This window comes from Ruegeria sp. AF7, assembly GCF_056541885.1.
Genome location: NZ_JBQFYX010000019.1, coordinates 1 through 26,161, shown reverse-complemented (window position 1 = coordinate 26,161; position 26,161 = coordinate 1). Strand labels below are relative to the sequence as shown.

25 protein-coding genes and 1 tRNA gene are annotated in these 26,161 nt (G+C 54.6%); 10 read left to right on the top strand and 16 right to left on the bottom strand.

Features of this window, described 5'->3' with window-relative positions:
* Positions 1-11: 11 nt before the first annotated feature.
* The 6 genes from argB to ttcA all read right to left on the bottom strand — a co-directional run bounded on the left by argB (position 12) and on the right by ttcA (position 6,770).
* Positions 12-875, bottom strand: a complete 864-nt coding sequence (argB, locus tag ACR0AP_RS18425) for an acetylglutamate kinase (protein ID WP_209505885.1) — start codon at positions 873-875, stop codon at positions 12-14.
* Between the two features lie 60 nt (positions 876-935).
* On the bottom strand, positions 936-1,589 hold the full coding sequence (yihA, locus tag ACR0AP_RS18420; RefSeq protein ID WP_480484759.1) for a ribosome biogenesis GTP-binding protein YihA/YsxC: 654 nt from the start codon (positions 1,587-1,589) through the stop codon (positions 936-938).
* The gene (locus ACR0AP_RS18415; RefSeq protein WP_480484758.1) at positions 1,586-2,323 is read right to left on the bottom strand and encodes an MOSC domain-containing protein; all 738 of its coding nucleotides are present in this window, start codon (positions 2,321-2,323) and stop codon (positions 1,586-1,588) included. Before ACR0AP_RS18415 ends, yihA begins: the two co-directional genes overlap by 4 nt.
* Positions 2,320-4,149, bottom strand: coding sequence for a membrane protein insertase YidC (yidC, locus tag ACR0AP_RS18410; RefSeq protein WP_480508493.1), 1,830 nt, complete (start codon positions 4,147-4,149; stop codon positions 2,320-2,322). Before yidC ends, ACR0AP_RS18415 begins: the two co-directional genes overlap by 4 nt.
* A 126-nt stretch (positions 4,150-4,275) precedes the next feature.
* Entirely contained in the window at positions 4,276-5,811 is a 1,536-nt protein-coding gene (locus ACR0AP_RS18405) for a putative bifunctional diguanylate cyclase/phosphodiesterase (protein WP_480508538.1), read from the bottom strand.
* Positions 5,812-5,876: 65 nt separating this feature from the next.
* The gene (gene ttcA, locus ACR0AP_RS18400; RefSeq protein WP_480508491.1) at positions 5,877-6,770 is read right to left on the bottom strand and encodes a tRNA 2-thiocytidine(32) synthetase TtcA; all 894 of its coding nucleotides are present in this window, start codon (positions 6,768-6,770) and stop codon (positions 5,877-5,879) included.
* Positions 6,771-6,884: 114 nt separating this feature from the next.
* Here ttcA and ACR0AP_RS18395 point away from each other — a divergent pair, with 114 nt between their 5' ends.
* Entirely contained in the window at positions 6,885-7,820 is a 936-nt protein-coding gene (locus ACR0AP_RS18395; protein WP_480508489.1) for an alpha/beta fold hydrolase, read from the top strand.
* Here the strand turns inward: ACR0AP_RS18395 and yidD are convergent.
* Genes yidD through rpmH form a run of 3 tightly spaced genes read right to left on the bottom strand, consistent with a single transcriptional unit; the run spans position 7,817 to position 8,633 of the window.
* A complete protein-coding gene (yidD, locus tag ACR0AP_RS18390) occupies positions 7,817-8,050 on the bottom strand; it encodes a membrane protein insertion efficiency factor YidD (protein ID WP_480508487.1) in 234 nt (77 codons plus the stop codon). The genes ACR0AP_RS18395 and yidD overlap by 4 nt on opposite strands.
* Positions 8,047-8,472: a ribonuclease P protein component gene (gene rnpA, locus ACR0AP_RS18385; protein WP_480508485.1), complete on the bottom strand. Its 426-nt coding sequence runs from the start codon at positions 8,470-8,472 to the stop codon at positions 8,047-8,049. The genes yidD and rnpA overlap by 4 nt, the downstream gene beginning before the upstream one ends.
* A 26-nt stretch (positions 8,473-8,498) precedes the next feature.
* On the bottom strand, positions 8,499-8,633 hold the full coding sequence (gene rpmH, locus ACR0AP_RS18380) for a 50S ribosomal protein L34 (protein WP_005980833.1): 135 nt from the start codon (positions 8,631-8,633) through the stop codon (positions 8,499-8,501).
* Positions 8,634-8,902: 269 nt separating this feature from the next.
* Between rpmH and ACR0AP_RS18375 the strand changes: the two genes are divergently transcribed.
* The 4 genes from ACR0AP_RS18375 (at position 8,903) to ACR0AP_RS18360 (ending at position 12,625) form a co-directional block, all read left to right on the top strand.
* Positions 8,903-9,661 carry a TVP38/TMEM64 family protein gene (locus ACR0AP_RS18375; protein ID WP_480508483.1) on the top strand — a complete coding sequence of 253 codons (759 nt, stop codon included), beginning with the start codon at positions 8,903-8,905 and terminating at the stop codon, positions 9,659-9,661.
* Between the two features lie 3 nt (positions 9,662-9,664).
* Positions 9,665-11,083, top strand: a complete 1,419-nt coding sequence (locus tag ACR0AP_RS18370; protein WP_480508481.1) for a dihydrolipoyl dehydrogenase family protein — start codon at positions 9,665-9,667, stop codon at positions 11,081-11,083.
* Positions 11,084-11,101: 18 nt separating this feature from the next.
* Positions 11,102-12,484: an ATP-binding protein gene (locus ACR0AP_RS18365; protein ID WP_480508479.1), complete on the top strand. Its 1,383-nt coding sequence runs from the start codon at positions 11,102-11,104 to the stop codon at positions 12,482-12,484.
* 64 nt (positions 12,485-12,548) lie between these two features.
* A tRNA-Arg gene (locus ACR0AP_RS18360) sits at positions 12,549-12,625 on the top strand.
* A 339-nt stretch (positions 12,626-12,964) separates the two neighbouring features.
* On the opposite strand, the gene ACR0AP_RS18355 is transcribed toward ACR0AP_RS18360, so the two are convergent.
* The gene (locus tag ACR0AP_RS18355) at positions 12,965-13,492 is read right to left on the bottom strand and encodes a hypothetical protein (protein WP_480508477.1); all 528 of its coding nucleotides are present in this window, start codon (positions 13,490-13,492) and stop codon (positions 12,965-12,967) included.
* Between the two features lie 1,191 nt (positions 13,493-14,683).
* Between ACR0AP_RS18355 and ACR0AP_RS18350 the strand changes: the two genes are divergently transcribed.
* Positions 14,684-17,143: a DUF4062 domain-containing protein gene (locus ACR0AP_RS18350; RefSeq protein WP_480508475.1), complete on the top strand. Its 2,460-nt coding sequence runs from the start codon at positions 14,684-14,686 to the stop codon at positions 17,141-17,143.
* 415 nt (positions 17,144-17,558) lie between these two features.
* Here the strand turns inward: ACR0AP_RS18350 and ACR0AP_RS18345 are convergent, their stop codons facing one another.
* Complete coding sequence (locus ACR0AP_RS18345; RefSeq protein WP_480508473.1) at positions 17,559-18,353, bottom strand: SDR family oxidoreductase; 795 nt, start codon at positions 18,351-18,353, stop codon at positions 17,559-17,561.
* A gap of 349 nt (positions 18,354-18,702) precedes the next feature.
* On the opposite strand from ACR0AP_RS18345, the gene ACR0AP_RS18340 reads away from it, so the two are divergent.
* Positions 18,703-19,335 carry a tyrosine-type recombinase/integrase gene (locus ACR0AP_RS18340; protein ID WP_480508536.1) on the top strand — a complete coding sequence of 211 codons (633 nt, stop codon included), beginning with the start codon at positions 18,703-18,705 and terminating at the stop codon, positions 19,333-19,335.
* Positions 19,336-19,584: 249 nt separating this feature from the next.
* On the opposite strand, the gene ACR0AP_RS18335 is transcribed toward ACR0AP_RS18340, so the two are convergent.
* Entirely contained in the window at positions 19,585-19,767 is a 183-nt protein-coding gene (locus ACR0AP_RS18335; protein ID WP_480508534.1) for a GDCCVxC domain-containing (seleno)protein, read from the bottom strand.
* Positions 19,768-19,807: 40 nt separating this feature from the next.
* Positions 19,808-20,131 (bottom strand): hypothetical protein, encoded by a 324-nt coding sequence (locus ACR0AP_RS18330; RefSeq protein ID WP_170447553.1) that lies wholly within the window; start codon positions 20,129-20,131, stop codon positions 19,808-19,810.
* 98 nt (positions 20,132-20,229) lie between these two features.
* Here ACR0AP_RS18330 and ACR0AP_RS18325 point away from each other — a divergent pair, with 98 nt between their 5' ends.
* The 3 genes from ACR0AP_RS18325 (at position 20,230) to ACR0AP_RS18315 (ending at position 22,417) form a co-directional block, all read left to right on the top strand.
* Positions 20,230-20,619, top strand: coding sequence for a MerR family transcriptional regulator (locus tag ACR0AP_RS18325; RefSeq protein ID WP_480508470.1), 390 nt, complete (start codon positions 20,230-20,232; stop codon positions 20,617-20,619).
* 505 nt (positions 20,620-21,124) lie between these two features.
* The gene (locus tag ACR0AP_RS18320; RefSeq protein ID WP_170430361.1) at positions 21,125-21,331 is read left to right on the top strand and encodes a cold-shock protein; all 207 of its coding nucleotides are present in this window, start codon (positions 21,125-21,127) and stop codon (positions 21,329-21,331) included.
* A gap of 87 nt (positions 21,332-21,418) precedes the next feature.
* Complete coding sequence (locus tag ACR0AP_RS18315) at positions 21,419-22,417, top strand: fatty acid desaturase (RefSeq protein ID WP_480508468.1); 999 nt, start codon at positions 21,419-21,421, stop codon at positions 22,415-22,417.
* Here the strand turns inward: ACR0AP_RS18315 and ACR0AP_RS18310 are convergent.
* The 3 genes from ACR0AP_RS18310 to ACR0AP_RS18300 all read right to left on the bottom strand — a co-directional run bounded on the left by ACR0AP_RS18310 (position 22,409) and on the right by ACR0AP_RS18300 (position 25,693).
* Positions 22,409-22,657 (bottom strand): ParB N-terminal domain-containing protein, encoded by a 249-nt coding sequence (locus ACR0AP_RS18310; protein WP_480508466.1) that lies wholly within the window; start codon positions 22,655-22,657, stop codon positions 22,409-22,411. The genes ACR0AP_RS18315 and ACR0AP_RS18310 overlap by 9 nt on opposite strands.
* 74 nt (positions 22,658-22,731) lie before the next feature.
* Positions 22,732-23,421, bottom strand: a complete 690-nt coding sequence (locus tag ACR0AP_RS18305; RefSeq protein ID WP_480508464.1) for a hypothetical protein — start codon at positions 23,419-23,421, stop codon at positions 22,732-22,734.
* A gap of 1,639 nt (positions 23,422-25,060) precedes the next feature.
* Positions 25,061-25,693 carry a tyrosine-type recombinase/integrase gene (locus tag ACR0AP_RS18300; protein WP_170403722.1) on the bottom strand — a complete coding sequence of 211 codons (633 nt, stop codon included), beginning with the start codon at positions 25,691-25,693 and terminating at the stop codon, positions 25,061-25,063.
* Between the last annotated feature and the right edge of the window lie 468 nt (positions 25,694-26,161).

Sequence of the window (26,161 nt, the reverse complement as noted above, 5' to 3'; positions counted from 1 at the left end):
TGTTGCTGCGATCAGTCTGGCCGTATCAGCGACCCGGCGCCATGTTCCGTGAACAGTTCAAGCAGAACCGCATTGGGCGCGCGCCCGTCAAGTATCACGACGGCCCGAACGCCGCTGTGCAGGGCATCGAGGGCAGTTTCGGTCTTGGGGATCATGCCACCTGCGATGGTGCCTTCGCGGGTCATCTCGCGAATCTGGCCGGCTTTCAGCTCAGTCACCACATCGCCTGCCGCGTTCTTGACGCCCGAGACATCTGTCAGCAGCAGAAGGCGGTCTGCTTTTAGTGCCGAGGCTATCGCCCCGGCCGCCGTATCGCCGTTCACGTTGAACGTTTCGCCCTCACGGCCCGCGCCCAGAGGGGCGATAACCGGGATCACATCATGTGAGAACAGATCATGCAGGATTTTCGGGTTCATCTCGGAAGGGGTGCCGACATAACCCAGCGACGCATCCGTCTGGTCACAGATCATCAGGTTTGCATCTTTGCCCGACAAACCCACGGCCGAACCACCCTGACCATTGATTGCCTGAACGATGCGCTTGTTCACCAAGCCAGACAGAACCATCTCGACCACCTCGACGGTTGCCGTGTCGGTCACGCGCTTGCCGTTCACAAAGTCGGACTTGATATCCAGCTTGTCCAGCATTGCGTTGATCATTGGACCACCACCATGCACAACAACCGGGTTCACGCCCACCTGACGCATCAAGACGACATCGCGCGCAAAGCTCTCCATAGCCTCGTCACTGCCCATGGCATGCCCGCCCAGCTTGATGACGACGATGGCCCCATCATAGCGTTGTAGATAGGGCAATGCGCTGTTCAGGGTTGCTGCGGTGGCGATCCAGTCCCGGTTCATGTCACGTGTCTTCATTGCTAAGGTCCCTCTGACCGTCCGTGTTAGGGCCTTTGCACCGCGCTGCCAAGGGCGAAGCTATTCCAGATGTGCAATGATCGAGCGCAGGGTCGGAATCCCGTCGCCTTTTTCGGACGAAGTCAGGACGATTTCCGGGAATGCGGCAGGATGTTTGGACAAAGCCGCACGGGTTTGTTCCAGAACCCTCTCGCGCTCGTTGGCCTTGACCTTGTCGGCCTTGGTGAGAACGCATTGAAAGGTCACGGCACTGGTATCCAGCAACTTCATGATTTCAGTGTCGACCGGTTTTACCCCGTGGCGCGCATCGATCAGGACAAAGGCACGGCGCAGTGTCTGACGGCCGCTCAGGTATTGCTTGAGAAGCTTCTGCCATTTTTCAACCACGTTAACCGGTGCATTGGCATACCCATAGCCCGGCAGGTCCACCAGATAGAGGTCCGGGCCTTGCGTGAAAAAGTTGATTTCTTGCGTGCGGCCCGGTGTGTTAGAGGCACGCGCCAGACCCTTTGTTCCGGTTAGCGCATTGATCAGGCTGGATTTGCCGACATTCGAGCGACCGGCAAAGCAAACCTCCAGCCGGTCAGGAGCGGGCAGGCCCGTCATGGCGACTACGCCTTTGACAAATTCAGACGGGCCGGCAAACAGTTTGCGACCGCGTTCTTTTGCGAAGTCATCCGGCTCTTCGGCCAGCGGAAACGGAAGCGTGGTCATAACACCTCCAGCGTATCATTCAGGCGGATTTCACCACCCTGAACAACCTCGGCATAGACGCCGAAATCCTGATGATCCCAGCTGTTCAGCGCGCCCAGAGTATCCGCGTCGCGTTCGCCGGTTTCCGGATTTGCGGTGGTGGCCAGACAGCGGACTATACGCTCGCGAACCCGGAGCACGGTTTCGCCAATGCGAAGGTCTCGGCCCAGCCAGTCGAATTCATCCCACTCAGGCAGACCTTCGAACCAGATGTTCCCGCGCCATCGCGCCGCAGACAAAGACTGGCCCAGCTTTTGTTCAACAGCGCGATGAGACGCCATGTTGCACAGGCTGATTGACGGGAAATCGGTATCGGTCATGCCGCGCCCGGGCACCCGGACAATTCGGGCGGACGCAGCGCGATCCGTGGGCATAAGCGGTTTTACCCAGTCCAGGAAAACCGATTCTTCTGTGTCAGGATGAAAGCTCAGATTCGGGCGGTCCGGGTGGTGCAACGTGACCTGCTCGCCGTCCAGTTTCGCCCAAATCGCCATAAGCTTGGGGGCTTTTGAACCGCGACTGAAATTCACACACGGGGCCCATTCCGTTCCGTCGGTCTTGGCCGCTTCATGGGCAACGGCCCAAACGCGATCCCCGGGCATGGTCTGCCCGGGGTTGAGGGTAATCTGGCTCAGGGCTTCACGCCCATGGCTTTTGATCGGGTGACGCCAAAGGCCTGAAACTGTTCCGCTCATTTCTTGTCCGTGTTCGGCAATCGCTTAAATCCGGATTTGATGTTTCCGAACACGTCCGGCGTATAGCCCTGACTGCGCATGATCAGATACTGTTGGGTAAAGGTGATCGTGTTGTTCGCAATCCAGTACACGACCAGACCGCTGGCAAAACCGCCCAGCATGAACATGAAGACCCACGGCATCCACGCGAAGATCATCGCTTGTGTGGCATCGGTTGGTGCCGGGTTCAATTTCTGTTGCAGCCACATCGAGATTCCCAGCAGCAGCGGCAGAATACCGATAAAGATAAGCGCCATCAGGGTGTCCGGCTGCGGGCCAGCCCAGGGCAGCAAGCCAAAGAGGTTCATGATCGAGGTCGGGTCAGGTGCGCTCAGGTCCTGGAAGGGGCCGAACCACGGTGCCTGACGCAGTTCGATCGTGACGAAGATCACCTTGTACAGTGAAAAGAAGATCGGGATCTGTAACAGGATCGGCAAACAACCGGCAGCGGGGTTCACCTTTTCCTTCTTGTACAGCTCCATCATGCCCTGCTGCATCTTCTGACGATCGTCGCCCGCGGCTTCCTTCAGGGCTTCCATCTGCGGCTGCAGTTCCTTCATCTTCGCCATCGAGACGTAGGATTTGAAGGCCAGCGGGAACAGGATTGCCTTGATGATCAGCGTCAGGCCGATAATGGACCAACCCATATTGCCGATCAGTGCATGAATGTTGTGCAGCAGCCAGAAAATCGGCTTGGTCAGGAAGAAGAACCAGCCCCAGTCGATGCTGTCGATGAATTTCTGCACACCGTCAGCCTGGTATTCGCGGATGGTCTCCCACTCTTTTGCACCCGCAAACAGCTGGGTTGTCACCTGCTCGGTCGCACCCGGTGCCACGGTCAGCGTCGGAAGTACCGTTTCTGTCTGGTAAATCTTGCGACGCGAGTCGTATTTGGCAGCCGCCTTGAACGCAGAACCGGGTTCCGGGATCAGCGTGGTCATCCAGAAGTGATCAGTGAACCCGATCCAGCCGTTTTCCTTGACCTGAAACACCTCGGCCTGAGCGCGCTCGTCCGGGTCGATATCGAAATCACGAACGTCACCATAGTCCACTTCGGTCAGAGTGCCGTCGGCCATACCGATCACACCCTCATGCAGAATGAAGAAGTTCTTCAGGTCCGGCAGGTCCCCGTCTTCGCCAATGCCGTGGCGCGCAAGAATGCCATAAGGTGCTAATCCAATTTCAATCCCGGTGGCGTTTTCGACAGATTGCGTGACCGTGAACATATAGTTCTCGTCAACCGCGATGGTGCGGCGGAACGTCAGTCCATTGCCGTTTTCCCAGGCCAGCGTCACAGGTGTGTCAACACCCAGGGTTTCACCCTGCTCAAGCGTCCAGATGGTATTTGGTCCGGGAACATCTGCACCGGTCAGGCCCGCGCCAGGAGCCCAGCCATAGAGGGCGTAATAGGCGGATTGCGATCCGACTGGCGACAACAACTCGACAATCGGAGAATCCTCGGCCAGCGAGACCTTGTAGTCTTTCAATGACAGCTCGTCGATCCGACCGCCAGCAAGGGACAGGCTACCGGTCAGGCGGGGCGTGTCGATATTGATGCGGGGCGCTTCGGCATCGGGTTCAGCTTCGGTGGCGGCCGCAGTTGCCTCTCCGACAGTGCTGGTGTCCGCTCCGCTGGGCGTCTGAACCTCACTGCCTTCGACGCTGGTTATTTCAGCCTGATCCGGCGTTGTCGTCTGTTCCGGAGGGGGGAACAGCACGAACCAGACCAGGATCACGAGAAAGCTGAGCGCGGTTGCGAGGATGAGGTTCTTGTTCTGATCGTCCATCGGGGACAGCCACCTTGAGCAGTGAAAGACACCCGCAGGGTTCAACAGAGTGCAGACCCAAAGGTCAAGCGGAATCGCCCGTCATTTCGTCACGGAGGGGTCTTCTTTGTCACGATTCCCGGTTCCCTACCGCGTTTGCCGCCCGATTTTGGGAACACCGTCGATCTTGTTGCGGTAAGACGTGATCCAATCCTTGGTCGTCTCGAATGGCATGGGCTTGCCGATGCCAAACCCCTGAACATGATCGCAACCCAGTTGGGCCATCAGAGCGTGTTCACCCGGCGTTTCGACACCTTCGGCCAAAGTTTCCAGATGCAAACGTTCCGCCATCATCAGAATGGCGCTGGCAAGCTGTTGCTGGCTTGGGTCCAGATCCGCTTTGGCAACAAATGACCTGTCGATCTTGATGCGGGATACGTTGAACCGTTTGATAGAACCGATCGAGGCATGTCCTGTCCCGAAATCGTCCAGATCAATACAGCACCCCATTGCGGCAAGCCCGGTGACATTGCGGGTGATGACATCGTCGGGCCGTCTGGAGAACACGGTTTCCAACACCTCGACCGCCAGCCTGTCGGGGGTCAGATCGAATTGATCCAGTTCCCATTTCAGACGGTCGATCAGACCCGGATTGCGCAGTTCGTCAGATGAAAAGTTTATCCCAATGCGCGGCACAGACAGCATGGACCGATCCCAATCGCGCATTGCAGAGAAGGAATGATGCCGCATGGCCTGCCCCAGCCGATCCATCAGTTCAGCCTGTTCGGCAAAGGGCAGGAACACATTGGGGGCAAGAACCCCTTTCTTCGGATGTTCCCAGCGGGCCAGAGCCTCAAACCCGCTGATACGCCCGTTATCGGTTGAGATCTGGGGTTGAAACCATGGGCGGATCTCACCGCTGTCCAGCGCCGCTTCGAATTCTTTGCGCAAGTTGATCCTGACCTGCGCCCGTCTGCGCGTCTGTGAGGAAAAAGCGCGAATCGTGGAAGGCCCGTTTTGTTGCGCCTCCAAAAGGGCGTTGTTTGCGGCTTCCTGCCAATCGACCGCAGAGCCGTCAGTGATACTGCTGCTCAAGCAAAAGCCGATCGAACAGGACATATGCACGCCGGTGCCATTCAACATGATGGGGTCTTCAACGGCGTTTTGCATACGGCCCGACATTTGAATACAAGCTTCAAGATCCAGTTGCCGTGCCGGGTGCAGAACAACCATCATCCTGTTTCCGCCCATCCGGGTTGCGCAATCATTTGAGCGGATCATGGACAAAACGCGTGAGCAGAACTGCTGTGCAACGTGGTTCGCCGCCGCCTGTCCGTGCAGATCAAGCAATTGCGTAAAGTCATCCAGAACCACCGCAAAACAGGCCGAGTTTTCCCCCTTCAGGCGGGCATCCGCGAATACCTCTTCCAAAACTGTTTCGAACTGGTCCTTTGACAGCAGACCGCCGGGACGCCAAAGCCCTTTACGCGACGGATTGGCTGCGAACGCATTGATGCCTGCGACGATCAGAGGCAGAAACAGGGCCAGTGCGACCAGGGCCTGCTCGCCCCCTATCCAGAATGCACTCAGGCAAAGCGCTGGAACAAAGGCCAGCGCGGCTGGGCTGCCCAGAACGGTTTTCAACGGATGGACAAAACGGTCGGTAAGGGGATGGTTCCGCATCAGCTTTCTGGCCTTGGGCATGATCTGCACAAGGCAAAGCCTATGAAACCAGTCTGAGTCAGTCGTTAACGCAGAAGCGGAATCTCATCCAAATCTCCGGGTTTTCCGTCGGAGTTTAGTGAAAGTTTAATGAAATCAAACAGCTTTCCATCCAGAAGGTGCGATGGCCGCGCATTTGTTAACGCTCGGAACATAACCTGTCTCCGACCCGGGCTGTTCTTTTCCCATTGATCCAGAATCTGTTTGACCTGCTGGCGCTGCAACCCATCCTGACTGCCGCACAGGTCACAGGGAATGATCGGGTATTGCATTGCCTTGGCAAACTTCTCGCAATCGGCTTCGGCGACATGGGCGAGCGGGCGGAATAAAAAAAGATCGCCTTCTTCGTTCACCAGTTTCGGCGGCATCGTGGCCAGGCGGCCGCCGTGGAACAGGTTCATGAAAAACGTCTCAAGGATATCGTCGCGGTGATGCCCCAGGACGACAGCCGAGCATCCCTCCTCGCGCGCGATGCGATAGAGGTTGCCACGGCGCAAACGGGAACACAGGGCGCAATAGGTCCGGCCCTGTGGGATCTTGTCCATCACAACGGAATATGTGTCCTGATATTCGATCCGATGCGGTACGTCCATTCGACCCAGAAACTCGGGCAGGACCGTGGCCGGAAAGCCCGGCTGGCCCTGATCCAGATTGCAGGCCAGCAGATCGACAGGCAACAGGCCCCGCCATTTGAGCTCGTAGAGAACAGCCAGCAATGTATAGCTGTCCTTGCCACCCGAAAGACAGACCAGCCAGCGGGGCGGCTTGCCATCCTTGTCGTGGGCGGACGGATCCACCATCCCGTATTGCTCGATCGCTTCACGGGTCTGGCGCACAATACGTTTGCGCAGCTTCTTGAACTCGGTTGTCGAGGGCGCGCCGGCAAACAACGGGTGGATATCGTCTGCATCATCAAACATGCGCCGTGGTTACAGCGGACCGAAGGCCCGGGCAAGGCGTAGAAGCAGGATCAACCGCGTTTGGAGCGTAGTTGCACCCGTGTTACCCTGCGCGTATTTTTCAGGAGGTATATTATGGACTACTTCTTTTCCGTCCGCGCCCGCAGCGGCGATCACTATTCAAACAAGATGGGTGCCGCGCGATATCTGGCTATTCCGGGAAATGTCGGGCAACCGGCACGGCAGCATGAAATACCGCAGTCTCAATGGATAAGCCGGATTCAGGCCGAAGCCGGGGCGACGGCTACCGAGAATGGGCATATTGTCGTCTTCGTGCACGGGTTCAATACCGAGCAATATCAGATGCTGGAACGTCACCGCAAAATTCGCACCGGTCTTGAGGCGCATGGCTTTAACGGTGTGGTCATCAGCTATGATTGGCCAAGCGATGGATCGGTTCTGGGCTATAACGTTGACCGGGCTGACGCGCGGCGTGCGGCAGAAAAATTGTTCAGTCACGGGATCACGCGGCTGTCCCGGATGCAGACCGCGGATTGCCGGTATAACGTCCATGTTCTGGCGCATTCCATGGGCACGTTCTTGGTGCGCGAAGCCATGGATTATGCAGATGACGACCACGAAACCGCGCAACACAGCTGGATGACCAGCCAGATCGCGTTTGTCGCGGCGGATGTGTCCGCGAAATCGTTCCGTGACGGCAGTTCCAAGACGTCCTCTTTGATGCGACGTTGCACAAGGCTGACATGCTATTACAGCCCCTTTGACGAGGTATTGTCGATTTCAGAGGTCAAGCGTGTCGGAGTATCGCGCCGACTGGGCCGTGTCGGAATGCCAAACGACCGGTCTGAGAAAGCGGTTAATCTGTATTGCGGGTCTTATTTCAAGAATACCCGCGATGAATACGGGGACGGGCCTTCGGCGACACACAACTGGTATTTCGATTCGCCCCGGTTTTTCGAAGACTTGCACCATACGTTATTGGGAAAACTGGACAGAGAGGTCATTCCGACCCGCAGCTTCACCGACCGCGGCAATCTGGCGTTGATTTAAGGGTCGGTATTGTCGGGCACCGGATCGTAACCGTCACCGCCCCAGGGGTGGCACCGGCAAATCCGGTGCGCAGCCAGCCATGATCCCCGGATTGCGCCATGTTTTTCCAATGCTTCCAGCGCATAGGCCGAGCATGTTGGCTGATAGCGGCAGTTGAAACCAACCCAGGGGCTGAAAAGCAGCCGGTACGCGCGAACGGGCAGGGCGACGATATGGGACAGGAAGGTCATTTGCGATCCGCATGCACTTTGCCAAGCGCATACCGCAAGTCGCTCAGCAGGGTGTCATAAGGAAGGTCGGCGGTTACATCAGCCCGCCCGATCAGCACATAGTCCCAACCTTCAAGACCGGACACAGGCAAGACCGCCCGTGCGACTTCTCGCAGGCGGCGCTTGGCACGATTGCGGGCCACGGCATTGCCGACTTTCTTTGAGCAGGTAAAGCCAACGCGCAGTCCGACCGCTTCATCTGGCGCGCGTCTGCGGGCCTGCACCATCATCGAAGACGTACCCTGCCTGCGCGCGCGGGCGGCTTTCAGGAAATCGGCTCTTTTTTTCAGGATCGTCAGGGATGTGGGTAGACAAACAGAAGCCGCCGGGGGCGTATTCCCGGGGTGGCTCTTACCATCCTCAGGGGCCTCCGGCGGCGTCATGTTCATACCCTGATCGGTGGGCGGTTTTACGCGCTCAGCGATTTGCGGCCGCGGGCGCGGCGTGCGTTCAGGATCTTGCGGCCGGCTTTGGTGGCCATGCGCGCGCGGAAACCGTGGCGGCGTTTGCGAACCAGGTTCGAAGGCTGATAGGTGCGTTTCATCGCTCCGTCTCCAATCTATAGCGGTCGGGTGCGGCGCGGATTCGCCTGGCCCTAGTGTTCGAAGCCCGTCCTCTACTGCCAAGCGAAGTGTAAGTCAAACCCCAACGGCCCGGTTTTCGCGGCTTTTGCAACAATTCTGTAAGCCGCTTGCTGAAAAGATTTCAAATCGATCGATTATCGTCTGAAACTGTCACGTTCGCGGCCACATAGATCAAGGCCCCGTGAACCCCCTGTTGCCAAAAGCGCAAGCAGCGCATGTTGGGTGCAAGATGAAGCAAGAAGAGTCGGAAGACCAGATGTCCGAAACAAGCCACGCTCCACGAAACGGGTTGGCGCGCCATATTCCCTTGCTGGTGATTCTCGGTGTCGCCGCGGTGGGGTTTTTCACGCTGGGTGATTACCTGACCTTCGAAACCCTGCGCGACAACCGCGAAGCGCTGCTGGCGTGGCGGGACGCCAACTACTGGGCCATGGTGGCCGGGTTTGTTGCCGTCTATATCGTGATCGTCGCGTTTTCACTGCCCGGAGCAGCCGTCGCCTCGATGACAGGTGGGTTCCTGTTTGGACTGTTTGCCGGAACGGTGTTCAATGTATTTTCGGCCACTATTGGCGCATCGGCCATCTTTTTGGCCGCCCGCTGGGGGTTGGGCAATGCTTTGACGGCCCGGCTGGATGCCTCAAAGGGGACGATTGGGAGGCTGAAAGACAGCTTGCGCGAGAACGAAATCTCGGTGCTGTTCCTGCTGCGGCTTGTGCCGGTTGTGCCGTTCTTTGTGGCCAATCTGGTACCCGCACTGGTGGGCGTCAAATTTCGCAATTTTCTGATCACGACGGCGCTGGGTATTATCCCGGGGGGTATCGTTTACACCTGGATCGGCGTTGGGCTGGGTGGTGTGTTCGACCGTGGCGAAACACCGGACGTTTCTTTGTTGTGGGAACCCTTCGTCATTGGCCCCATTGTCGGCTTGTGTGTGCTGGCTGCTTTGTCGATTGTCATCAAGTCCCTGCGTGGCGGAAAGGACGCCTGACCCATGCAACACCTCAAGACAGATATCCTGGTCATTGGGGCCGGGTCCGGTGGGTTATCGGTTGCGGCCGGTGCCAGCCAGATGGGTGCGAAGGTGATCCTTCTGGAAGGGCACAAGATGGGTGGCGACTGCCTGAACTTCGGCTGCGTCCCGTCGAAAGCGCTGATCGCAAGCGGCAAAGCGGCCTTTGGTCAGGCGCATTCCGCCGCGTTTGGCGTGGCCGATGTAAACCCTCAGATCGACTATGCAGCGGCGAAGGATCATGTGCGGGATGTGATTGCCCAGATCGAACCGATGGACAGCCAAGAGCGCTTCGAAGGTTTGGGTGTCAAAGTGATCCGCGAATATGGCAGCTTTATCTCCCCGACCAAAGTGCAGGCCGGAGATCATGTCATCACCGCGCGCCGGATCGTGATTGCGACCGGGTCGTCGCCAATGGTTCCGCCAATCCCTGGTCTGGACACTGTACCTTATCAAACAAACGAAACCATCTTCGACCTGCGCGAGCGTCCGGAACACCTGCTGATCATTGGCGGTGGTCCGGTGGGTATGGAAATGGCGCAGGCTCATGTCCGGTTGGGCAGCAAGGTAACAGTCGTTGAAGGGCAGAAGGCGTTGGGCAAAGACGACCCCGAGGCCGCGTCCATTGTGCTGGAGGCTTTGCGCAGTGAAGGTGTCGTGATCCACGAAAACGCCGTGGTGGCCCAGATTCGCGGAAAGGATGGCGTTGTGGAGGTCGTGACCGAGAACGGCGATATTCACCGGGGCTCTCACCTTTTGATCGCCGCAGGGCGCAAAGCCAATATCGAGCGTCTGAACCTGACTGCGGCGGGAATTGACCGCACCAGAACCGGAATCAAGACGGATGACAGCTTGCGGACGTCAAACCGCCGGGTCTATGCGATCGGCGATGTCGTGGGGGGGCTGCAATTCACCCACGTTGCCGGGTATCATGCGGGTATCATCATTCGATCCGCCTTGTTCGGCCTGCCCTCCAGGGCGAAAACGGCGCATATCCCGTGGGCAACGTTCACCGATCCTGAACTGGCACAGGTAGGTCTGACCGAAGCTCAGACCCGCGACCGGCATGGCGACAGGCTGGAGGTTGCGCGCTTTGATTATCACCACAATGACCGCGCTTTGGCCGAGCGCAAAACCAAAGGGTTCGTAAAGGTCATGGTGGTGAAGGGCAGGCCCGTCGGCGCCACGATTGTGGGCCATCAGGCGGGCGAGTTGATAAACATGTGGTCGCTGGCTTTGGCCAATAATCTGAAGATGGGGCAGATCGCTGCTATGGTTTCACCCTATCCGACAATCGGAGAGCTTAACAAACGCGTTGCTGGCGCTTATTTCTCTCCAAGGCTGTTTGAGAATCAGACAGTTAAACGTGTGGTCAGGTTTGTTCAGCGTTGGATTCCCTGACCTGTAAAGGAGCGTAAATTGAACTCGCTGTCGGGCCGATTTCTGATCCTGACGACGGTCTTCGTTATGTTGGCCGAAATCCTGATCTTTGTCCCGTCGATTGCCCGGTTCCGCGAGGATTTCCTGCTGAACCGTCTGGAACGCGCTCAGATCGCATCGCTGGCTTTGTTGGCAGATGATATGCTGGCCGAAGATCTTGAGGCGGAATTGCTGGCGAATGCCGGTGTCTACAACGTGGTATTGCGTCGGGATGAAGTCCGCCAACTTATGCTGTCGTCACCGATTCCCGAGGCAATCACCAAAACATTTGATCTACGGGATGCCGGTCCATGGATTTTGATCCGGGATGCGGTGAGCCGGATATTTATACCTGAAAATGAAGTCATCCGTATCATTGGCGAGCCGGTCAAGGGCGCGGGGCTGCTGATCGAGGTCACCATCGACAGCGCCCCCCTGCGTATGGCGATGGTTGATTACGGCCTGCGCATTCTGGGGCTGTCCTTTGTCATCTCGATCATCACGGCGTCCTTACTGTTCCTTGCGGTGCGCGTGGTTCTTGTCCGGCCCATCAAAAGCGTGGTTGGATATATGCAGCGCTATGCCAGCGCGCCCGAGGATGCGCGCGGCATCATCTCTCCGAATTCCAGAGTGACAGAATTGCGCGAGGCGGAAGAAGCGCTGAAGATGCTGCAAACGGAACTGACGCAGGCTCTCAAACAGCGCGAGCGGTTGGCGCAACTGGGTGGGGCGGTTGCAAAGGTCAGCCATGACCTGCGCAACATTCTGACATCGGCGCAGCTGTTCACGGACAGGATCGAATCCAGTGATGACCCGCTGGTCCGGCGAATGGCTCCGAAGTTGGTGAATTCGATCACACGTGCTGTATCGCTGTGTGAAAGCACATTGGCATTCGGCCGTGCAGAAGAACCTGCGCCCACCTTGACGATGGTGCCCCTACGGACAATTGCGGCTGACGTCGCCACCAGCGAACAGCTGGCAGTCGCAGGGGGCTGCGTCGAGATCGTGAACGAAGTGCCGGAAGATCTGATCGCCCGCGCCGACCCCGAGCAGTTGTTTCGTGTCATCATGAACCTCGTGCGTAACGCAAGACAGGCGTTGGAAGCCTCGGGTAAGCCGGGTCACATCACCATCGTCGGGTGTGAATATCAGGATGCCTGGTGTCTTGAAATTCGCGACACCGGGCCGGGTCTTCCGCCAAAAGCACGTGAAAACCTGTTCACACCGTTTCAGGGTGGGGTCCGCAAAGGAGGCTCAGGCCTGGGCCTTGCAATCTCTCAGGAACTGGTGCGCGGGCATGGCGGTAACCTGACACTGAAAGAGACCGGACCCGAAGGAACGATCTTTGAAATCAGGCTTCCGCGTGGAGACATGACTTTTTGATTTTTTTTTGAAGAATCGGCTTGCACGTCTTTGACCACAGGTCTAAACAGCGCCTCACCAACGCGGACCGATAGCTCAGCTGGATAGAGTACTTGACTACGAATCAAGGGGTCGGGGGTTCGAATCCTCCTCGGTCCGCCACTTTCCCCCTTAACCCATTGATTTTAAACGATTAAATCTAAGGTTGAGTTGGAATCCCCCAGGGGATTCGAACCTATCCCGCAACAAATCCCGCAACATTTGGGTGAGGCTAAGTCCGTTTGGGCGGTTAAATACCACGTCCCTGTCTTTGCGGAATCGGATGGGGTGTTGTCGTTTCGGGAATTGTAATTCAGGATGAACAGGTGATGAGGTCCCGCTAATATTGGACCTTTGGGTGGAGCCGAGGCAAATGCCTCGGCCCCGTATCGCCCTTCCGGCGACTGCTCACCTAGCGAGGTGTTGGGACCTCGCTAGGTCAGGGTGGGTGTTATATCGGGTTCATTCTTCTGCTCCTTCCTTGTCTTCTGGGCTGGAAGCGCGCCCGTAATCCTGTTCTGAAATCCGCCACTTTTTTGTTTCTGGGTTGTAGTGCAGTCGCCCTTCATCTTTGAAGCGAGTTAGATAACTTCGGAAGGTATTGTAGTTGATCGGAGTCTCTCTATTGAGAAGCGGCGTTCCTGGGTCTCTTTCCTTACCTTTCTCCAATCGCTCCGGGTCGCGGTTATAAACTTCGGTCCATTCTTTTTCTTTCGCAGCTCTCTTCAAAACAGCTGAGTAAATTTCATGCGTACCTGCTCCTCCAAACAGAAGGGGATCGGGTTCGCCCAAGTATTCTGCAACAAACGCAAGCAGCTCGAATTTGGCTGCGTTTCGACTCGAAAACTTGTCTCCTTCTTTCAATAACTCAGGCCAAGATTTGAGTTTGGCTCTCAACCCGTGAAGTAATGACGCTTCCAGGTCGAGGCGCTCTCTTTCCTTGGCAATCTCAGCAAGCCGTTCTGCGAATATGTCAGTCTGTTGCGTCATTTGCATATAGCATCAAGCATCGCCGAATATTTAGCAATAGGGCCGTTTGTGCTTTCTGAAGGAAAATATAGCAATAAAAAATCCAGTAAAAACAACATTTTAAAATTACTTGACAGAAAACACTATCAATATATACTCCGATTAATCGGAGTATATATTGATAGTGAGTAGATATCAAAATCTCCGAAGGTGAAAAAGAAAAATTTCTCTAGATGTTGTGGAATACTCGATTTCCACGCTCAAATAGCTTTCCAATCTCAATGGTGATTCGGGCGCGATCAATGTGGCATGATGAGGAATCTGCCAGTTTGTTGCAAAGGCAAGATTCCGCAACGTACTCTCAATCAGTCGGCATTGATCCCGCAACAAATCCCGCAACATTTTTGACCTGCCGTGAAGGAAATATGTTGACTAAAGTATTGAAAATAAAGGGAAATAAGAGGTGTTGCGAAATCGGTATCAATCCTCCTCGGTCCGCCACTGGTTTCCTTGTTGAACGTCACATGAACCTGACCCAACCTTCATAGTTGGACCAGAAAAGCAGCGAACGTTCGACATCAGAAGGCGCCCCCAATGTTGGACATCAGTTGAATTTGACCTTTGTGTCATCAGCTAACACGCCGCCGCCATTTCGTATTCCCGCAGATAGTGTGGTTTGATCTGACTTCCCTTTCGGAAAATCAGAGCTGATTTGTAGGTCAGACAGCGAAGCTGCCTGTTCCTGCTAATCTGCCACGTGGCGAACGCGGGAGGGGGCGAGGCAATGCTATTCGACAGGGGTGGTGCGGCCCGCAGGCACAGCCGAGGACACGGCCCTGTCTAATGGGGTTGCCCGAGGGGGAGGGCTGCGCCCTTACCCTGACGGCCAGGGCGTTTGGCTTGTCCAAATCCCGCTGGCCCACGAAAAGAAAGTGGTGAGGTAGAGGGCCTGCCGCCATTTGCGATTGAGCCCTTCTGTCAAAATTCAAAAAGTAATAGACGGCCACACATCTGCCGTTCGCTGCCCTTGCAACATCGAGCCTGACCAAAGGCAGCTTTGCGCAGAGACCAGACTTTTCAAAGGTGCGCCAATGGTGGAAAAGCCGTCAAAAAGTCTAAAACCGATCTTTGCAAACATCGCTTGGCGCCTTAACCTTTGGAAACGCATAATATTCTTGGCGATAGCCCAAATCTCAGAGCAAAGTTGACGTGTTGAACGGTAATTTCCAACTAATCTCAGTTTTCATCGGTTCCCCAAGTGGGCTTGAAACGGAACGCTCAACATTTCGCGATGTTGTTGACGAGTTAAATAGAGATCATTCCCGCCACTGGGGGTGCATGATAGATCCAGTCGGCTGGGAAGAAACATTGCCTGGGCGCGGTCGTCCGCAAGCTCTAATCAACCAAGAGTTGGATCGATGTGAATATTTCATTGGTGTAATGTTCGATCATTGGGGCTCGCCAACAGCAACTGGAAACTCTCGCTTCAGTTCAGGATTTGAAGAAGAATTTGAGCGTGCCAAAGAGCATGTCAAGTCCGGAAAAATGCAAGATATAACAGTGTACTTCAAAGCGATACCACCTGAGAGGCAGCGCGATCCAGGCGCGTCGTTACAGCGTGTCTTAGAGTTCAAGGAGGATTGCTTCTCAAAAAAAGATGCACTGTACAAAGAATATCCCGACGAGGCTGCGTTTGAAACGTTAATCCGAGCAAAACTGAATTCAATCGGATGGGCGGAGTTCGAAAAACGACAAGCCAAATCAACACGAAAAGCCAAAACGGAAACGCCGCAGGCCTCAGTTAAGTCTATGCCTGAGGAAGAAAGTGAAAAAAACCACCTGTTTTCGGAACCCGCCAGACTCTTCCTTGAAAACATCGCGCAACGGCATGCTGGTTGGGAAGAAACCAGTGCAGTCGAAGCTGCGCGCTTGCGGCTTGTAGCTTCAACACTTTATCGGACCGGCAATGACGATATTGTCTTGGGTGCCCACGATGCGAACCTCCTCTTCAGATATCGTAATGACGTCGAACTTGGTCAAGAGGAGATTCGAGGGTTACAAGACTGCGGGATCGCAGGGTTTGACAGCCAGAACATACCTTTGTGGTATTGGATTGCGCGCCAGTTGGAAGGATCAAAAAATTTAGAAACCCTGGTTTTCAAAGCATCGATTTCCGACGAGGCAAAACAGGCGAATACCATCAGGTTGATTTCTCTTTTGGACATGAAGCTTCCTGAAACTGGGCAAGCCTTTGGTCGAAAAGCTGTTATCAAACGCTGGCTGAGCGAAGATGCCAAACGCGGTGTATTTGCAGAAGCGCTCGGGTACCTAGCGCGTCATGGCAAAAGAGACGATATCCCAATACTTGAAGAACTGTATCACAACAGCACACCTCAGTATCAAGCAAAGCTAGGCGATCTCATTCTCAGGCTTGAAGCTCGGTCCGGTATCACACGGGCGCTGACGCGTGCACTAGAATTGGCCGTAGATGACGTCGATGAAAAGACGGCGGACGAGTTGTTTAAAAACCCAACCTCGTTGACCACGGAATTCTTGATTGAGTGCGCGGGATCACCCTCGGGAACCATACGTCAGCGAGCAACAGCCACACTGTATGATCGAAGTGCTCTACATAAGGAGCTAGCGGGAACACTCATAAGCGATCCGGACTATACGGTCAGGTACTACGCAGCACTTGCACTGCATGATGCAGGCTTTCCCTTGGAAGACAATTTGGCAAAGAAGGCTCTCGCAATAACCAAAAAGAAACAAGGGTTTGGATCGATCTTCGTAAACACAGAAACGGACAATGAGCATCTGGATCGGTACAAACTAGCTATTCTAGCAACCAAGGACTTCCGAGAACTTCGGAAGAATTACGACGAAGGCGGAATATACGACGATGAAGCCGCCTTGGTTCTGTTTCGCGAACACACAACCAAGATGAAACAAGCTATGCGCCGGGAGCTGCAAGATGGGTTTGAGCAGTACTTTGATACGCGCCTAAGCAAGCTTGAAGATATTCTTGGCAGCGAAAATGAAACTTTTAAAGGATCAAAAAAACTTATTCCGTTCCTTCGTAAGCGCCTTGTGACAGCTGCGCTGGAGGCTCTGTGCGGCATTAAGCAAAAGCAAGACCTAGAGCTAGTTCGGCGTGTTTTGGACGATCACGAAATAAATATGTCGGAGTCCGCAATAGAGTTCTTAGGTAAATTCGGCGACTGGTCTGACCTGGCCCGCATTAAGGCAATTACTGACTATCGACCGCCAACACTCAGCCTTCTCAACATTGGTTCCCCTAAAGCACTCCCGCTTAAAGCAGCTGCGATGCTTTCGATTGGAAAGGATCGCATTGCGGACCTTTTAGCGGAGGATATGGAGCTGTTGTTACGTCGAGAGTTGTTGAAGCAATTAAAGAAGAAAGACATTGCCTCAATGAATGATGAGATTCTGCTTCAAATGCTTGACCACGATGACGATGAATGTCGTGCCGTTGTGGCGCTAAAGTGCACGCAATCCCTTTCAAAGACACGTCTCAAATCTCTCCTCAAATCCTACACCGAGCATGATGGTTATCGATACTACAATAGTATTCATTGGCTGGACTTGGGCGTAAGCATGCCTCGCGATACAGCCAAGTCTATTGCGTCTCAGGAGTTAGGTCGCCGCTAACCGAGGTACGCATTTCAAGTGTTTCGCGCAAGATAACCGCGATCATTGAATCTCCGTGCGAACGTCCGGTTCGCACTTTTTCGCGGCCTGCCGCAAGAGCGAGATAGGCGACATGATTAACGGCGGCTATGGGCTCTGACCGCCATTCGGTGCGAACCGCAGAGAATGGCGGCGGCGAGCCCTGAGCGGCCCTCTCAAATTTACGCTGCGTGTGCATAGTGTACCGAATTTTCTGCGCAGGCGAAAAAGTCCGCGCCGCCACGCGGCGGCGATCTCGGCCATTCGCGCATCGCGCAGCATTTATTGAGGTGGGAATTTACAAGTCGCGGGACAAACCGTGATTTCGCTGCGATTGAGGCAATGACCCCAATATAGGCACGGGAACGGACGAAAGATCGCCCGCCCCGCCTAATAATCAATCGCCGGGTGTTGCAGCAGTACCCGCGAGGATGCCGCCATCAATCGTTAGTTCTGTTCCGGTCATGTAGGCCGCCTCGTCTGAAGCGAGCAGCACGGCAAGGGCTGCAACCTCTTTCGCTTCGCCAAACCGCCGCATGGGTGTGTCTGCCACCATTGCAGCTTCGCGTTCAGCCCTGTCCGGACCGTTGCCTAGCATTGGTTCCCACATCGGCGTCATGATTGCCGCTGGATGGATAGAGTTACACCGGATGTTCAGCCCTTGCGCGGCGCAATAAAGCGCGACTGACTTCGTGTGGTTGCGTATTGCGGCTTTCGAGGCCGCGTAGGCAGCGGCCATCGGGATGCCGACGAGACCGGAACGGGATGAGATGTTCACGATGCTGCCTGCACCCTTCGCGCGCATAGCTCGGATCGCATAACGGCAGCCGAGAAATGTGCCATCGGTGTTCACCGTATGGACCTTCCGCCAGTCAGCCAAAGCAGCATTTTCGGGATCATGAGCAGGTGGCGCACCGTCGAACGGCCCTTCAAACCCCGTGATACCAGCGTTGTTCACCAGAACGTCAAGGGCGGGAAAGCGTTCTGCAACCGTATCCCACGCCGCTTCGGAAGCCACATCAAGGCGCGCGAAAGTTGCACCGATCTGGTCGGCCATGGCCTGCCCGGGCTTAGCGTCGATATCTGTCAGGATGACGTCGGCACCTTCGTCGCGGAAGGCGCTTGCGATGGCGGCACCAATGCCGCGGGCACCCCCAGTTATGAGGGCTGTCTTTTTCTTTAATCTGGGCATGAAAGCTCCGTAAGGTATGAATTCGATGGAGTCCGAGCGTTGGTCGCCCGAGGCGCAGTTCCGCCTAGTAGGCGGGTTTCCGGGTTACCGGTGCCGTTTGTCCATCGTAGTTCTCTCCTCTTCTTCGGATAATTACATAATAGAAAGCGGCACCCCAATGATCAAGCTGATAGCAGCAGCCGTTCATAGACTTTGCAGCATCGTTCATTATGGGCTCCGAACGGCCCAATGCATCCGCAGCGTTTCCCAAAGAACGCGCAACCGACAACGGCCATTCAAATCACAAGTAAATTGAGGCGTCAGCACGGTGCTGATGTCTGGGTTTGGCGGGAGGATTGGAGGGCGCACTATGCCAAGAGTCCAATTTCCTGCTGTCACCCCGAAACGAAGAGCCTGGAACAAGGGCCGGATCATCGGCCAGAAACGACCACTGTTGCCGAAACAGGTCTGGGCGATCCGCGCGCGGCTCGAACTGTCGGGCAACCTGCGCGATCTTGCGCTTTTCAACGTGGCTATCGACAGCAAACTACGAGGATGCGATCTGGTGAAACTGGCGGTTGCTGATCTGGTCAAGGATGACCGCGTGCGGGAGCGAGTTTCTGTGATCCAGAGTAAAACCAAGCGGCCCGTTCAATTCGAACTGACGGGAAACACGCGCGAAACTGTCCTGGCTTGGGTCAAGTCGCCCGAGATGTTTGCGTGCCGTTGCATGTTCCCGAGTCGGTTCCATGACCGCCCGCACATCTCGACGCGCCAGTACGGTCGGCTCGTCCGCGACTGGGTGACGGCGATTGGTTTAGAACCGAGCGGGTACGGCACCCATTCGCTTCGCAGGACAAAGGCGGCCGAAATTTACCGAAAGACCGGCAATCTTCGCGCAGTTCAGCTGCTACTTGGTCACACCAAAGTGGACAGCACCGTGCGCTACCTTGGCGTTGAGCTGGAAGATGCGTTGAGCATCGCCGAGCAAATCGACATTTGAACCACGTTGGCGGGCGGCACTTGCCGTTCGCCAATCCGAACCGGACCTGCGTTCGCGCCGCAGCAGCGGTTCGGATCGAGCCCAACCTGTACCCTGGATTTTATTGCTGCATGCGCTTGCAGCAGTAACGACACTGCAACTGCCGAATACCTTGTGCGGCCAAGCAGCGGAAAAAACTGTCATTCATGCAAATAGCAGCGATGCTCGCGGCGGCGGCTCACAGTTCGCTCAACAAAACCGTCCTTCACTTCATCCGCAACAGCTATCGCCTAGCTGAATTGGTGGACACGGGACCGTGGCATATGAACAGTAAACACAACAGTCGCCTTCCAACGGCTTCAAAACTGTTTTGCACGACTTGCATTCATAGAACCACTGGCAAGCATCCGTTGGCATTTGCTCGGTTTCACTGTGGCCGCACTTCGGGCAAATCAGGGTGCTTTCTAGGACTACAGTTTGTTTTGTCGTAGTCTCACATCTGCATGATCAGGTAATCGTTAATCCATGCCTCGTTAAACACAACGACCCAACCCACGCCGGTGATTAGAGTCGTTCCTGCAAGCCACCATTTCAACGTCGGCAAGGAACCGCGCCGATAAGATACCATCCATGATATCACGACGAGCGCCGTTGACATCGTCAGCACATAGTAACTCGCTGCGGCAACCTTCCCAAAGATTGCTAACCAACTGCCACCCAGCCCCAGTAACATCATCGTCATGGGCAAAACGCAGCAAGTCGCGACGCCAAGCGCTGATAGCGATCCCAAATAGCTGAGGCTAAGGTACTTCTGCATTCTGTTTCCCTGATGGACTACGTCGCGCGGAGTTGTAGAGACAACAACCTCTCGTTTAACTTCTGTAGCCACTACAGGATCAAGACAGGAAATCTCACATGTTTGCGATTGGGGAGGCATCCCGGCAAAGCGGTGTCGGAATTGATACTATCCGCTACTACGAACGCGAAGGGATCGTGCCGAAACCAGAAAGGGCATCGAATAATCGACGCATGTACTCCGCGCACGATGTTGGACGGCTTCGTTTTCTAAGGAAGTGCCGAGACATGGGTTTTTCGCTTGCCGATGCAAAGGTGCTTCTCAACCTATACGAAGGTGATAGCGAGGATTGCCAATCCGTTAAGGAACTGGCCGAGCTTCATATCTCCAATGTGCGTATGAAGATAATCGAACTTAAGCGATTGGAGGCCGCCCTGAATGAACTTACGGCCAACTGTAACATCGGGAACGTTTCTTGCCCGATGCTTGCGCAGATACGGACCTACTAATGGCACTTTGAGGCTCGCAGTCGCCCTATGCCAACGCAGCATGACCCAAGATTCGGGCCGCGCAGAATCTACCGTTCGTTAGAGAAGCCAACTCGTTGATCCAGTACTGTTTCCATCAATCAATGAACATTCGGGCGTCGCCGCGGTGTTCTTGAAGCACACTGCGATTTCGGACAGTGAGCACTACCTACCGTGTCTGAGCAATCAATTTGCTGCATACGCACTCGGCAGGTTTTTATCATGAAGCCGACCTCTGATTTCCGAATCGCAGAGCAATGGTTCTGCTTATCCTTGTCCTAAATTGGGCTAGGCAGACTCAGATCTTCTGTTGCTTTCTATTGTATCAAGGCTTGTATCGTGCGTACTCGAAGTCCATATACACAAGGCTAACGTTTTTCTTTTTCGACCTGCTGTCTCCCAAATTCGGCGTTCAGTCTTTCGATTCAGACCGACCACGCCGAGTCGCCGCAATAATGCGGGCGGCAAGTATTAGGAGACTTCCACCATGGCAAATGGCACAGTAAAATGGTTCAACTCGACCAAAGGTTTTGGCTTTATCGAACCTGAAGATGGCAAGCGCGACGTGTTCGTGCATATTTCAGCACTCGAACGTTCCGGCATTAGCGAATTGAAGGACGGCCAGAAGGTTACCTTCGACGTCGAAGCTGGCCGTGACGGGCGCGACAGCGCCGCCAACCTGGCACTCGCATAGCCTGCTGGGGGCACCCTTCTGGGGTGCCCGTTTGCTCAGAGGGCTCCTAAGAGCCGTTGGAGAACAAGTCAGTTGCAACAGCAGGAATTGACCCGAGCGCTCGCGCAATACCGTGTGCCCGATACGAAGCGTAGCGTTTTTGAACTGACAATCACTGTCATCCCCTTTTTCGCGCTATGGGGCGCAGCGTGGTTTGCGCTATCCCTTAGTATCTGGGTCACTGTTCTACTGGCCATCCTGAACGCCGCATTTCTGGTGCGTATCTTCATCATCATGCATGATTGTGGTCACGGATCTTTCTTTAGAAACCGCACCGTTTGCAATTGGACTGGCCGGGTTCTGGGTGTTCTCGCCCTGACACCCTATGACGTCTGGCGGCAAAGCCATGCGATTCACCATGCCTCAACCGGTAACCTTGATCGGCGTGGTATGGGTGACATTCCTACATTGACCATTGAGGAATACCTGAAACGGAATTGGTTGGGGCGTGCCGCTTACAGGTTAATCCGGAACCCCTTCTTCCTGTTCTGTATCGTACCGGTCTACACGTTCTTTTTTCAAAATCGCTTGCCCTTTGGTTTCATGCGATCGGGCTGGCTGTATTGGGCAAGTGCAATGGGAACAAACGCCGCGATTGCGGTGGTCCTGGCTCTGATTTTTTGGACCGGAGGCCTGGATGTACTGGTTTTTGTATTCCTTCCAACCATGATCGTCGCCGCGTCGATTGGTATTTGGCTATTCTATATTCAACACCAGTTTGAACACACGACTTGGGAGCGGGAAGAAGTGTGGAATCTTCAGAACGCCGCATTCTATGGAAGTTCTCACTATGCCCTGCCAGGCATCCTGCGGTGGTTCTCTGCCAATATCGGTGTGCACCATGTTCACCACCTTGCCAGCCGCATACCGTTTTATCGGCTAAACGAGGTTTTGCGTGACCATTCCGAGTTGGAAAATTGCCAGCGTATTACTCTATATGAGAGCCTTCATTGCGCACGATTGCATCTTTGGGATGAAGAAAGTCAGCGCCTGCTGACGTTTTCTCAGGCTTTGTCGAACGCCAATCCCAACAAGAGTTTAGTGTAATCTAGCGCGCACCAAAAAGGCTTCGACAGTATCACCGCCCAAGGCGCGAATGGCCTCTAGTCGGTGAAGGCCTTCAATTAGCACGAACCTCTTGTTGTCCGAGCGTATCTGGATCGGGGTCTTCTGGCCGTTCTTCAGAATATCTTCGGCCAGCGTCAGAACTTTTTGTTGATCAAGCGTTTTCGCCCGTTTCACAGGTACATAGATCAGGTCGAGCGGGTATGGTTTCTTCTCCAGCATAAGCTACGTGTGCAACCTTTCTTGCATTTGGAACGGTCAGGAACTCTCTTCGGAATCAGGTGCTTGATTTTGCGTCATAGAACGGAACGGACGGCGACGCGCAGTTCCTGATGCATAATCCAAGTGGCTGGTTCATCGTCATTTTCGACGTGAGAAAATGCCAGAACTTGCGCGGCGCCATCATTCTGTACCGATCCGGCTTCGGGAAGTGCGAGTTCCAGATATTCTGCGATCAATAGTCCGATTTTCTTGAAGACCTTGATGGAGGCCTCGCGGGATTTGTAACCGGCCGCCTGAGACAAGTGACCAATGGTCAGACCTTCCTTGCCTGCGATTGTAAGTGCTTTGAGCATTGTGACCTGCGCAGGGGTGAGCCTGATCTGGCGCAATGCCTCGGCATATTCTCTTTCGCTGGGAACGAAGGTGCCAGAGTTTCCCTCCAAACGGCGTTGACCGCTACGTTTCCTGTCTCGTTCTTCGAGAATTTCTTTTAAGGTTTCAATGGCCAATGCTGGTGTTTCGCCGACCGCATCGGCAATCATTGCCTGCGTTTTAGCTGGTGGCTTGGGGAATGCGCGCGCAACGCTGTTACCGCTCAGAATGCCAGCCTTGATCAAGTACTTGCCAAACTCTTCCTCAATCACACCGGCTACGTCAGCGTTCCGCGACTTACGAACACTGCGTTCCTGAAATGCTCTTTGTTCCAGACCACGAGCTGACATCTTTGAACCGGGAAGGGTTACTTGAGGGGCATTTTTGCGCATCAGAGAAACACCACCACAATTATGGCCGCAACAAACACCAATAACGCAATAGATGTTTTAATCCCGTAGGATCTGCGACGAGCCCTTTCGGCTTTGAGCCTTTTGCCCAGATTTTCGTCAATCGAGTTATGGTTCACGGCTTGGTCCCTCCGGATATTTCAGGCGGTATTGGTTTCCAATAACCTATTGTCGCGGCACAGTTTCGGTGCACTTATCGTTCTGTCGTGTGTACGGCCGATTGCATTCCCAACCGTCACCTCTCCGATTCAAGTGAGCATTTGAAGGGACAAGGATCGCAACGCACTTGTCCTGGTTTGCGCGAAAGCCACGTTCGCATTTCCATCCAGAGTAGGTTTCAGGCGCAAGGTATGCATGTAGTGGAACGGCCACAGGCTCACAGCCGCTCTCCGCTGCCCTGTAACCTCTGAGGCATACCCAACCATCCGCGCTGTTTTTGTCAGTCAGACGGCCGTTGCTTGGGACACTAATCGCAACACAATCCTGGCTTTCCTTACGAAATCCCCAGTTGCAGTGTATTTCCTGTGCGCCAAACCGGGTTTCAACGTACCCATTTTGCGGCGCAGTCATTTCTTCGCATTTTTCTCCGACTTGCCGGAAGAGCCGATTGCACACCCATCGATCTCCAGTCGATGCAAGGTAGGCATTCTCAGGAACATTGATTTCCTCGCAAAACTCCCCGACATGCTGGAAACCATGTTTGCATTCCCAGCCACTGCCATAGGAGCTACCCGTCAAATATGCGTTTTCTGGTAAGTCTGTTTTTTGGCAGGATCCGTTTTTGTTTTCGAAACCTTCCTCACAAACCATTCCGTCGGCATTGCCTGTGACTTGGGCAGGAAGCTGCGTCCCTGTGAGCAACAACAAGAGTGTCGGGATCAAACACAGAACGCGGTTCGAAAACACGATGAATGACAGATTGAGGCGAAGCCTGGGGCCTGATCTATCGGGCATCAAGCACGCTAATTATTAGCCATGTGTTGTTCATACGGCGCCTTCTTTCATGAGTCACGCGACGACTGGGACTTGTCAGGTGACAGTTGTGTATGCTTGCGAGGAACTAGCTCATCACGAAGACCCCAGCGAAACCCGTTCCTATGCTGGGGCACATGCTACAGTTATTCTGAAGGCCATTGGATCATCGAAGCCGGCAGCATCGCGGCGACGAGTAATTTTCACCAATGCACTTTTGTGGTCCTTAGCCAGAATAGAGTCAAGGAAGTTTCCCTTGTCGCAATGCAAGTACCGCCAGGGCAGGTAGTTTTTGAAACTGCCGGTGACCAAGATCCTTAGTAAACTACCGAAAGAAATTGTCTGGCCTGAGTGCGGCGAAAGAGGAGTATGTGATCAAGGCTTCCCCGTAACTAGGAATGACTGGCCTGATGACATTGGCTGCAACGCAGCGATTTTCGCGCCGCTTCTGCACAAGTGCTCGCGGCGTGATCAAATGGCCGCTCGGTCCCGCACCCTGTAAATTGCGCCTGAGCCGAGAAAACTGTGCTGCGAGCGTACGCAACAAGATTTTGACACTTCCGCTCAGGGCACGCTACGTCCCACTCCTGCGTAAAAGAACTAGAACCACTATGGATTGGCGACCGACAGCGCCGCTCGCCAAACTGTCTCAGATGTCTATGCGCTCTGCAATGCTTAGCGCGTCTTCCAATTCAACGCCCAGGTATCGCACGGTGCTATCGACCTTTGTGTGCCCAAGCAGAAGTTGGACCGCGCGGAGATTTCCTGTCTTGCGGTAGATCTCAGCTACTTTGGTTCGGCGAAGCGAATGCGTGCCATATCCGCTCGGTTCCAATCCGATTGCGGTCACCCAGTCTCGAACCAGCCTGCCATACTGGCGCGTCGAGATGTGTGGTCGATCATGGAATCGGCTTGGAAACATGAACCGGCTAGCAAACATTTCCGGTGATTTTACCCATACCAATACAGTTTCTCGCGTGTTTTCCGTCAGTTCGAATTGAACAGATCGCTTGGTTTTGCTCTGGATCACCGAAACACGCTCACGGACGCGATCGTCTTTGACAAGATCGGTCACAGCGAGTTTGACCAGATCGCAGCCGCGTAGCTTGCTATCAATCGCGACGTTGAACATTGTGAGATCACGCAGATTTCCAGAAAGTTCGAGCCGGGCACGGATCGCCCAGACCTGTTTTGGGAGTAGCGGTCGTTTCTGACCGATGATCCGCCCCTTGTTCCAAGCTCTGGGTTTTGGGGTGACTGCAGGTAGTTGGACTCTTGGCATATTTTGCACTCCGATCCACCCTCCGCACCCAAGCAACAGCACCGCGCTGACCACCGAATAGTACAAGCGGCGTGAATGCCTGCTGTCCGATTATGAATACTGGCATGGTTTAGTGTGTGCATTAGGCGGCTTGAGCCCATATCACTACACATAAGAACGGTTCGAGTCCAAACCGCGCGTACGCTTCGTCTTCAGCACCGATTACCGATCGGGTTCCACGTTAAAAGGCCCGGGTCAGCACCAATAAGATAAAATGAGATATGATCAGAAAAGCTGGTAAGACCGGCGTCAGGTTATCAGCGACGCCGAGCTAACCCAGGGCTTACTGATACGCCATTTCGCCACGCGCTCAACCCCTGACCCAGCCCCTTGATCCGGGCCGTTTGGATGTAGAATCCGTTCCTGTTTCTTTCTTGTGATTAGGTTGCGGTCAAGGCCTGCTGAGCGGAGCCCTTGCGTAGCTCAAGC